Raw genomic sequence first — 8,688 nt, forward strand, 5'->3', positions numbered from 1 at the left:
ACGTCAGATGGAGGCGGGATCAATCGATGGCTAATCCGTTCGTCAAGGCCTGGAAATACCTGATGGCCCTCTTCGATTCGAAGATCGAGGAGCATGCGGATCCGAAGGTCCAGATTCAGCAGGCTATCGAGGAAGCTCAGCGCCAGCATCAGGCCCTCTCGCAGCAGGCCGCATCGGTCATCGGCAACCAGCGTCAGCTGGAGATGAAGCTGAACCGGCAGCTCGACGAGGTCGAGAAGCTCAATGCCAACGCGCGCCAGGCGGTCACGCTCGCCGATCAGGCCGCCAACGCGGGCGACACCGAGAAGGCGATTCAGTACACCAACGCCGCCGAGGCGTTCGCCGCGCAGCTGGTCACCGCCGAGCAGTCGGTCGAGGACCTGAAGGTGCTGCACGACCAGTCGCTGCAGGCGGCCACCCAGGCCAAGAAGGCAGTCGAGCAGAACGCGATGCTGCTGCAGCAGAAGGTCGCCGAGCGCACCAAGCTGCTCAGCCAGCTGGAGCAGGCCAAGATGCAGGAGCAGGTCTCCGCGTCGCTGCAGCAGATGGACTCGACGCTGTCCGCGCCGGGCACCACCCCGAGCCTGGACGCGGTGCGGGAGAAGATCGAGCGCCGCTACGCCAACGCGCTCGGTTCCGCCGAGCTCGCGCAGAACACCGTGCAGGGACGCATGCTGGAGGTGCAGCAGGCCAGCATCCAGATGGCCGGGCACAGCAAGCTCGAGCAGATCCGCGCGTCGATGCGCGGCGACCAGCTGCCCGCGGGTGGCGCGGCGCAGCCCGCCGTCAATCCCGCACCGGCCCAGGCCAATCCGGCGCAGCCGCAGATGAACAAGGGCCAGGCCGCACAGCAGTAACGGTCGGAAGCTCGGCAAGGACTTTGTCGGTGGTGGATGGTTCACTGGCAGACACTGCACGGGTGCCCGGCGGGCCGGCCGTCGGCCGCGCCGGGACCGTGCTGGTCCGATCCGCGCTAGCAGTGGGAGAGATGGCATGACTCGGGATAAGTCGCTTCCGGGCCGCAGGCGCGATGCGGCGATCGTGCGGGCGCAGGCCGCGCTCGCGCCGCAACCGGGAAGCCTGCCCGACAGTTTGCGCGAGGTCGGCGAGCACGCGCTCGTCGCGGTGCGCCGCTGGGCCGATCCGCGCGAGCGAGAACTGCGCCGCCGGCGCCGGGTCCGCCGCCGCAGCTTCCAGCTCGGCACCGCCTCCGGCCTCACCACCGCGGGAGCCGTTGGGCTCGTGGTCATCTCCGCCCCCGCCTGGATCGTGGTGGTGCTCGGCGGCGGCGCGGTCGCGCTGGTCACCGGCACCGCGCTCAGCGCGCGCCGCTACCTGCGGTTGCGCGGCGCGCCACTACCGCAGGCCACGTTCGTTCCGCGCAAGCAGCCACCGATGTGGTCCCGGGCGCGCGGACCCATCGCCCGGCTGGTCCGCGCCGAACGGGCGCTGCACGGCCTCGGCGCACAGATCGCCCGCGGCAACCGCCTGCCCGACGACGAACTCACCGACATGCTCGAAACCGCAGGCTCCGGTTCCGCCGCGCTGCACGCCCTCGCCGCCGACGTCACCGCCATGGAACAGGCCCTCGGCGCCATGGGTCGCGCCAAATCCCCTGCGGCGGACGCCCTCACCGACAATCTCCAGTTCGCCCTCGGCCGCCTCGACACCGGCGTCATCGAATACGAACAGGTGGTCGCCGCCGCGGGCCGCATCCTCGCGGTCCCCGAAAGCGCCGTCCTCCGGCACAATTTCGACGCCATCGTCGCCGATCTCCGGCACGCCGCCGACCGCCTCGACGGCTGGGCGCAAGCCCTCACCGAGGTCGCCGACCAGCAGGTCCCGATCTCCCAGCCAGGACAGTACTGAGCGGTCGCCCGAATACGGTGCGGGCCACCTTCCGTCGACTGCAGCCGGTCGACAGAAGGTGGCCCTTGGCCTGTCCGGCGGGAGGAGGTTGCCGGACAGACGGTCATCGGTCTACGTCCGTCCGCCTAGCGCCGCATCCACATCGGGATCACCGAGTTGACCGAGCCAGGCCAGCAACCCCGGATTCGCAGCAGGATTCGCCGCGACCACAGCACGCAATCCCGGCCACCGCTGGGCGATTTCGCGCAACGCCGCCGGCGAGCTCTGCGGATCCGCGGCCCGCACGGCGTCCGGCCGGACATCGGGTGCGGACGTCGCTGCGCTAGCGGAATGGCTGGTCGGTGAGTTCGGCACAAAGCCGCGTCGCGGGTTCGACTGGGTGGCCGCGAGAATTGCCGGTGGCTTCGCGGAAGTCGTTGTCGCCGAACTACTTACGGTCGCGGCATCGCCGAAGAGCGATGCATCGAGGCATTTTCGGGCCTCATCGACCAAGCGGCGCTCCTTGTGTCCGGCGGGCGCACGCAAGACGCCACCGCCGTGATTGCGCACCCAGATGCCGGTGTGCATCGAAGTCAGCAACAGATACGCCGATATCCCCAACAGCACCAATCCGACGAATCTGCCTGCCACGTCCGGAACCAGCACACCGAACAGTGAAAGCAGCCCGGCCAGCAAGGATCCGGTCCCGAAGAAGAGATGTGGCGTCGATACTGCCGCACCTGTGGCGATCTCGCTGACCTGGGCGAGTGGTGTGGCCTGCTCGAGAAAGCCGCGCGGAATCACCGCGAAGATGGTGTTCGGCCGCCGCACTACCACCCGGCGATCGGTCACCACGAGTGTGATCGTCAGGTGGGTCAGGATCACGTACGGGCTGAACCGAGTCGAGAGTCGCAGTGTTTCGCCGGGCATGAGGGTGATCGGGATGCGGTGATGCATGGCGGGTCCAGACATGCCGTTATGCCCGGTGCCGCAGCTGAGGTGTTGTCGACCGGGCCCGCGTCAGCAGTCGGCGGATCCGGCGCACGAGGACGGCCACCAGTAGCACGAGAAGTGCTGTGGCCGTGAGTTTTACGATATTCGGCGCGGCTGTTCGCCGCACGGACGGATCCGGGAGCGGTGGCGCGGGGTATTCCGGCGTGATGTTCTGCGGGGGTGCGAATGGCGGGCCCAGATACTGTTTCGCCAGGTACCGGGGGACCGGGTCGCTCAGGGGTAGGCACGGCGAATCCCGATGCTGCGATACCGGGTAGTCGGGCGTCGAGGCATCGCTCATGGATTCATCGTCGCTGTTCGGCGGAGTTCGGTGTATCCGCCGAACAGTCGACACGGGTTACCGGCGAATCGCGCGCTACCGGTGCTGATTCAGCGCAGGGTGTCCTTGCGCCGTAGTTCCTCGGCTCGGGCGCGTAGGGCGGCGTTGACCAGTTCGCGGCCTTCGGCCATCAGGTCGAGCACCTCCCAGGAGGCTTTGCGGGCCGCGCCGCCGACGATTCCGGCGATCGCTCCGCCGTGGCGACGAGCCGCCGCGGCCAGTTCTTGTGCGAGTTCGTTTTCCATCAGCCACCGACCGTCACGTGGGATTCAGTGTATGAGTGTGTGCCGAACAACGTGTGTACATAAGCCGACCATCCCTTCCTGACTGCGGCTATCCGGAAAGCTGCGCGCAAGATCAGAGTACAACCGTACACTGACCGACCGCGCGGCCGGGAGACGCAGAACCCAAGCCTTTCGCGAAGCGTAATAGGCGGCGCGGCCGTCCGGAACACCAACTTTCGCGCGGCCGTACTGCTCGCCCGCGACACATCGCCCGGTCCGTGGCCGATTTCACAGACTGGGCGTTTGGTGTAGATCACGCCGGGTAGTTGCCTTCATGTAGCTGATCGGCCCGATTTCATCACTGGGACCGGGAACATTCAGTACAAGGGCAGGAGCAGACCGATGCTTGATATTGCCTACCGAAAATCCGCGATCGACCAGGACACGCAACGTCTGGATATCCGCAGATATCTGGCCTGGGGCGACGTCGACGATCCGGTCCGACGCTCGCGGCAAACGCAGCGAATCGCCGAGGATCTCGACCCGTCCGATCGCCGAGCAAGTGCCTGAATCACTCTCATCGAACGCACGCGGAGGAATCGAATCATGACCGGAATGCTGGAAGAACTCATCGGAAGCGCTGTGTACTCGCCGGAAGGCGACAAGATTGGCAAGGTCAAGCGGATCTACGTCGACAACACCTCCGGCGCCCCGACCTGGGTGTCGGTGACCACCGGAATGTTCAGCGGCGACTCGCTGGTCCCGCTGGCCGGCGCGCAGCTACGCCATGACCCGGAGGCGCTGCAGGTGCGCGTGGAGAAGGAGGAGGTGAAGACCGCGCCGCATCTCGAGCACGACGGTCTGATCAGCCCCGAAGCCGAGCGCGAACTGTTCGACCACTACCACATCGACCCGAACCGGGCCGGCATGGACATGGGCGGCAAGCAGCAGATGCGCGGCGGCCGCCGCCCCGATGAGCAGACTCGTCTCTCTGCTGACCAGGGTCGTCGCGCCGACGACCAGGGCATGGTGCGTTCCGAGGAGCGCCTGGCGGTCAACAAGCAGAACGAGGAGGTCGGCCACGCGCGGCTGCACAAGTACGTGGTGACCGAGGAGCAGACCGTCACCGTGCCGACCACGCACGAGGAGGTCCGGATCGAGCGCGAGCCGATCACCGACCGCGCGCAGATGGGCCGCGCCGACATCGGCGAGCAGGAGGCGGAGGTCACCCTGCACGAGGAGCGGGTGATGGTGCAGAAGGAGACGGTGCCGGTCGAGCGCGTCCGCCTTGCCGTCGACGAGGTCCAGGACGAGCAGACCGTGACCGACACGGTGCGCAAGGAGCGGATCGAAACCGAAGGCGTGGACGGCGATCGGCGCGACCCGCGTCGTCGATGACCGTCGAGTCCTCGATTGATATGACGGGGTGAGGATCAGGGTCGATCTGATCCTCACCCCGATCAGAAGCCCGGCTCGGGCCGTCGGAACCGATGCGCCGAGGTCGCCACGTCGCGGTATCGGATGATCCGCCGAACGGTCGAATGCGCTGGGCTGCTCGGCTTTACCGCCCGCGGAGCCGGATGCAGACCCGGATCGTGCCGCAGGATGCGCACCTCGAGCTCCACGGTCTCCGGCGCGATCACCGCACCGAATTGTGCGGCGAGCGTTGACCGTAAGCCGCGCAGCCGATCGAGCGCATCGACCTGTCTGCCCGCCCGATAGAGAGCCAGCGCATGCAGCCGGGCCAGCGGTTCGTGCAGCGGATGTTCGCCCGCCAAAATACCCATCTCCCTCAGACATTCGAGCCCGGAGCCGAGCCGTAGCGCGGCTTCCAGTCCGGCGACGGTCAATTCGAGCCGCCACGCATCCAGCCGCGCCGCCTCCACCGCCGCATACGGCGCCCACAGCAGATCGGCCAGCGCCGGTCCCCGCCAGAGCCGCCGCGCTTCGTCGGCCGCCGCCCAGGCCTCGGTGTATCGACCGGCCCGCTGCGCGGCATGCATTCGGTCCGCAATCGATTCCGCGGCGAGCAGATCGCCGGCGACCATCGTCGTCCGATACCCCGCCGGAGTGCGCAATACCGTTGCGCCGTAGGGCCCCAACGCCGTTCGCAACCGGGACACCACCACACGCAATCGTTCGACCGGCCGCGACAGCTCGCCGTCACCCCACAGATCGGCCGCCAGCCGCCGATCCGGAACCGGAACTCCGCCCGCGAGCGCGAGCCGAACCAGCACTGCCCGCTCCAGCGGACGGTCCACCCCGATCGTCCGCGTCCCGTCGGTCACCGACACCGGCCCGAGAACGCGCACCTGTGCGTACCCCCGATCAGGGACCGGGGCCGAATAGACAATGCCTTGCGGCACAGTCATTCTCGCTCCTCCTTCCGCTTCGACGGCGCGGGGCCGACGACGGTGACCCCGTAGCGCGCGAATTCCGCCTCCACCTCCACGCTCGACGGACGCCGGGCATCGGCGGGCGGCAGCACCAGCTCGGTGGCCGCGGTACCGAACGCCCGATGCGCCCGCTCCACACCCGCCGGCAGATAGTGGTGCAGCACCCGCGCCGTCGCGGTATGCACCGCGAACCCGTGCGGAATCCCGCGCGGCAGCCACACCGAGCTGCCCGGCCCGGCCTGGACGCGGGCCAGTCCGCGATGCACGGTGAGCTCACCGTCGAGCACGAAGCACAACTCGTCCTCCCGCGAATGCAGATGCACCGGCGGCTCGTCACCCCGCGCCAGCACCACCTCGGCCAGCGCCAGCACCCCGCCCGTGGTCTCGGCGCGCTGATGCCAGATCATCAGGCAGCCGAGCGCCCACTCCGCGATCGGCTGGTGCGGCCCGAGTTCCTGACGCTGTTCCGGCAAGGTGGCACTCCTCGATTCGAATAACCCGCTGTGACCATGCTCGATCCGCGGCGCCCGGAACGGAAACACCGATCGGCTGTCGGATCTACAATCCACAGTTGTGGATGTGGAATTCCGGCACCTGCGTGCGTTCCACGTATTGGCGACCGAGCTGAACTTCACCCGGGCGGCGGCCCGGCTGCACCTGACCCAGCAGGCGTTGAGCAATCAGATCAAGCAGCTCGAAACCCGCATCGGCGCGACGCTTTTCCAGCGCAACAGCCGTCAGGTAACGCTCACCGACGCCGGCCGCACGCTGCTGGCCCGGGTGCCCGACATCCTGGACACCGTCGGCGCGGCGATCGCCGACACCCGCGACACGGAGTCCGGTCAGCGCACCGAGCTGATCGTCGGCATCCGCGGCGTCACCGGGCTGGACCTCACGCCCCGGGTGCTGCGCGCCTTCGCCACCGAGTATCCGCACGTCGCGGTGACCGTCGGGAAGGTCGGCTTCGACGACGCGAGCGCGGGCGTGCTGGTCGGCGCCTCGGATGTCGGGCTGATCTGGCTGCCCGCGCCGGACGGGCTCGACGTGACGCCGCTGCTGGCCGAGGAGCGGATCGCCCTGCTGCCCGCCGATCACCCGTTCGCGGCAGCCACCGCGGTCCCGCCCGCGGAAATGGCTGTGCAGCCGTTCGCGTGGTGGACCGACAACCGCGACCTCGCGGCCCGCGACTTCATGACCCTGGCCGACTATCGCGACGGTCCGGCGACCATCGGCGCCGAGGTGGCCACGCTCGAGGATCTGCTGGCCGCGGTCGGCAGCGGTCAGGCGGTCGCGGTCTCGGTCGCCTCGGTGTCCCGCTTCTTCCCGTGGTCGGGCGTGATCACCCGGCCGCTGCTCGATGTCGCACCCTCGGTGCTGGCCGTCGCCTGCCGCGCGGGGGAGGACCGTCCGCTGGTCGCGGCGTTCATCCGGATCGCGACCAAGGTCGCGGCCGAACTGATCGCCGAGGGCGCCGCGACGGACGTACTCCCCACGACTGGTAGCTAGTCAGGGTTCACCCTGATCTTCCCCGGATATTGTTGCTGACCTGGTGATTTATCGTCGCTCAGCTGTCAGAGTAGAACCTGTCGGATCGTGGGAGACGGTTCGCTCAGACCCTCGGAGGCTGGCACATGTTGTGGAAGATTATCGGTATCGTCGCGGTCGCCTGGATCGCGTTGGCCATCATCGGTGCGCTGATCAAGGGGCTGTTCCCGATCCTGGTGATCAGCGCCATCGTGTTCGGGCTGTACCTGCTGTATAAGGCGGTGTCGGGCTCGGACAACTCGGTCAGCAAGCTGTAGCTTCCGCCTGCGGAGCGGCAGGCGCGCGCCGGGTAGCGCTGCGCGGCCGTGCGGGCGGTTGCCGGACGGATCCAGGTGTGGCCGGGATGCCACCGGGAGGCGCGAGCGAAGTCGCGAGCCGTTCGGTCAGGGGCCGTGCGCTCCCCGATGAGGGGAAGCGTACGGCCCCTTTGCACTGCTACCGGTGCCCTGAACCCGGCCCTCTAGGCTTTTGCCCGAGGACTAGGAAAGGGGTCGGTCAGTGGAGCAGATGCCGGAGGATTGGCAGCGCGGAATCGTGATCGTCGCGCATCCCGACGACATCGAATACGGTGCCGCCGCGGCGGTGGCGCGGTGGACGGGACAGGGCAAGGACATTCGCTACGTCCTGGTCACCAGCGGTGAGGCGGGGATCGCCGGACTGCCGCCCGCGGAATCCGGTCCGGTGCGCCAGGGGGAGGAGATCGCCTCCGCCAAAGCCGTTGGGGTGCAACAGGTCGAGTTCCTCGGATATCCGGATGGCCGGGTCGAGGAGTCGTTGGCGCTGCGCCGCGATTTGGCCGCCGCGATCCGTCGGCATCAACCAGAACTGGTGGTGCTCTTCAACTTCGGTGACACCTGGGGTCCGGGTTTCGCCAACAGCGCCGATCATCGTGCCGTCGGCCGCGCTGCGCTGGACGCCATTTCCGACGCCGGTAACGAGTGGATCTTCCCCGAGCTGACCGACGTGCCATGGTCGCCGCGGTGGGGAGCAGTGGTGGGCCCCACCATGACTCACGCCGTCGACGTCAGCGCGCACATCGACCAGGCAAAGGCTTCCTTGGCTGAACATCGCCGCTATCTCGAGGTGCTCAGCTCGGAACCGGTGGCGGATCAGGTCCGCGCCATCGTGGATCGAGGGACCGGGCCGATCGAAGGCTTCCCCGCCGAGCGCGCCGTCGGGTTCGAGCTGTACTACTTCAGCTGAGCCCACCGAGTCCCGCATCGAGATGCGTTGCCGCTCAGCGAACCAGGACCCGCTGGCCACGATGACGGAAAGTCTGTCGCGATAACGGTGACAGGGAACTGGTGCAAGTGTCCTCTCGCTTGGGTTCAAGGGGTGGATG

The 8,688-nt window shown here is 68.0% G+C and carries 11 protein-coding genes; 7 read left to right on the top strand and 4 right to left on the bottom strand.

Annotated elements, in window-relative coordinates; translation table 11 throughout:
• Positions 1 to 26 precede the first annotated feature (26 nt).
• Positions 27 to 857 carry a PspA/IM30 family protein gene (locus F3087_RS31860; RefSeq protein ID WP_150405798.1) on the top strand — a complete coding sequence of 277 codons (831 nt, stop codon included), beginning with the start codon at positions 27 to 29 and terminating at the stop codon, positions 855 to 857.
• A 136-nt stretch (positions 858 to 993) separates the two neighbouring features.
• Positions 994 to 1,869 (top strand): phage shock envelope stress response protein PspM, encoded by an 876-nt coding sequence (pspM, locus tag F3087_RS31865; protein ID WP_150405799.1) that lies wholly within the window; start codon positions 994 to 996, stop codon positions 1,867 to 1,869.
• Between the two features lie 111 nt (positions 1,870 to 1,980).
• Here pspM and F3087_RS31870 read toward each other — a convergent pair whose 3' ends face one another.
• A complete protein-coding gene (locus tag F3087_RS31870) occupies positions 1,981 to 2,820 on the bottom strand; it encodes a variant leucine-rich repeat-containing protein (RefSeq protein WP_150405800.1) in 840 nt (279 codons plus the stop codon).
• 411 nt (positions 2,821 to 3,231) lie between these two features.
• Entirely contained in the window at positions 3,232 to 3,426 is a 195-nt protein-coding gene (locus tag F3087_RS31875; RefSeq protein ID WP_150405801.1) for a hypothetical protein, read from the bottom strand.
• Between the two features lie 381 nt (positions 3,427 to 3,807).
• On the opposite strand from F3087_RS31875, the gene F3087_RS46125 reads away from it, so the two are divergent.
• Both F3087_RS46125 and F3087_RS31880 read left to right on the top strand, forming a co-directional pair.
• Positions 3,808 to 3,975, top strand: a complete 168-nt coding sequence (locus F3087_RS46125) for a hypothetical protein (protein WP_191094237.1) — start codon at positions 3,808 to 3,810, stop codon at positions 3,973 to 3,975.
• A 36-nt stretch (positions 3,976 to 4,011) separates the two neighbouring features.
• Positions 4,012 to 4,803, top strand: a complete 792-nt coding sequence (locus tag F3087_RS31880; RefSeq protein WP_150405802.1) for a PRC and DUF2382 domain-containing protein — start codon at positions 4,012 to 4,014, stop codon at positions 4,801 to 4,803.
• Between the two features lie 62 nt (positions 4,804 to 4,865).
• Here F3087_RS31880 and F3087_RS31885 read toward each other — a convergent pair whose 3' ends face one another.
• Together F3087_RS31885 and F3087_RS31890 are read right to left on the bottom strand one after the other, a co-directional pair.
• Positions 4,866 to 5,777 carry an AfsR/SARP family transcriptional regulator gene (locus F3087_RS31885; RefSeq protein WP_150405803.1) on the bottom strand — a complete coding sequence of 304 codons (912 nt, stop codon included), beginning with the start codon at positions 5,775 to 5,777 and terminating at the stop codon, positions 4,866 to 4,868.
• Entirely contained in the window at positions 5,774 to 6,274 is a 501-nt protein-coding gene (locus F3087_RS31890; RefSeq protein WP_150405804.1) for a cupin domain-containing protein, read from the bottom strand. The genes F3087_RS31885 and F3087_RS31890 overlap by 4 nt, the downstream gene beginning before the upstream one ends.
• A gap of 100 nt (positions 6,275 to 6,374) precedes the next feature.
• Between F3087_RS31890 and F3087_RS31895 the strand changes: the two genes are divergently transcribed.
• From F3087_RS31895 to F3087_RS31900, 3 genes are all read left to right on the top strand, one after another.
• Positions 6,375 to 7,307: a LysR family transcriptional regulator gene (locus tag F3087_RS31895; RefSeq protein WP_150405805.1), complete on the top strand. Its 933-nt coding sequence runs from the start codon at positions 6,375 to 6,377 to the stop codon at positions 7,305 to 7,307.
• A 125-nt stretch (positions 7,308 to 7,432) separates the two neighbouring features.
• Complete coding sequence (locus F3087_RS46130) at positions 7,433 to 7,603, top strand: hypothetical protein (protein WP_191094238.1); 171 nt, start codon at positions 7,433 to 7,435, stop codon at positions 7,601 to 7,603.
• A gap of 241 nt (positions 7,604 to 7,844) precedes the next feature.
• On the top strand, positions 7,845 to 8,549 hold the full coding sequence (locus F3087_RS31900) for a PIG-L deacetylase family protein (RefSeq protein ID WP_150405806.1): 705 nt from the start codon (positions 7,845 to 7,847) through the stop codon (positions 8,547 to 8,549).
• Positions 8,550 to 8,688 lie beyond the last annotated feature (139 nt).

Source organism: Nocardia colli (assembly GCF_008704205.1).
GTDB lineage: Bacteria > Actinomycetota > Actinomycetes > Mycobacteriales > Mycobacteriaceae > Nocardia > Nocardia colli.

Bases quoted from the DNA above. Each gene is read 5' to 3' on its own strand.
- F3087_RS31875 (WP_150405801.1), bottom strand. From the start codon at position 3,426: ATGGAAAACGAACTCGCACAAGAACTGGCCGCGGCGGCTCGTCGCCAC.
- F3087_RS46125 (WP_191094237.1), top strand. From the start codon at position 3,808: ATGCTTGATATTGCCTACCGAAAATCCGCGATCGACCAGGACACGCAA.
- F3087_RS31880 (WP_150405802.1), top strand. From the start codon at position 4,012: ATGACCGGAATGCTGGAAGAACTCATCGGAAGCGCTGTGTACTCGCCG.
- F3087_RS31885 (WP_150405803.1), bottom strand. From the start codon at position 5,777: ATGACTGTGCCGCAAGGCATTGTCTATTCGGCCCCGGTCCCTGATCGG.
- F3087_RS46130 (WP_191094238.1), top strand. From the start codon at position 7,433: ATGTTGTGGAAGATTATCGGTATCGTCGCGGTCGCCTGGATCGCGTTG.
- F3087_RS31860 (WP_150405798.1), top strand. From the start codon at position 27: ATGGCTAATCCGTTCGTCAAGGCCTGGAAATACCTGATGGCCCTCTTC.
- pspM (WP_150405799.1), top strand. From the start codon at position 994: ATGACTCGGGATAAGTCGCTTCCGGGCCGCAGGCGCGATGCGGCGATC.
- F3087_RS31870 (WP_150405800.1), bottom strand. From the start codon at position 2,820: ATGTCTGGACCCGCCATGCATCACCGCATCCCGATCACCCTCATGCCC.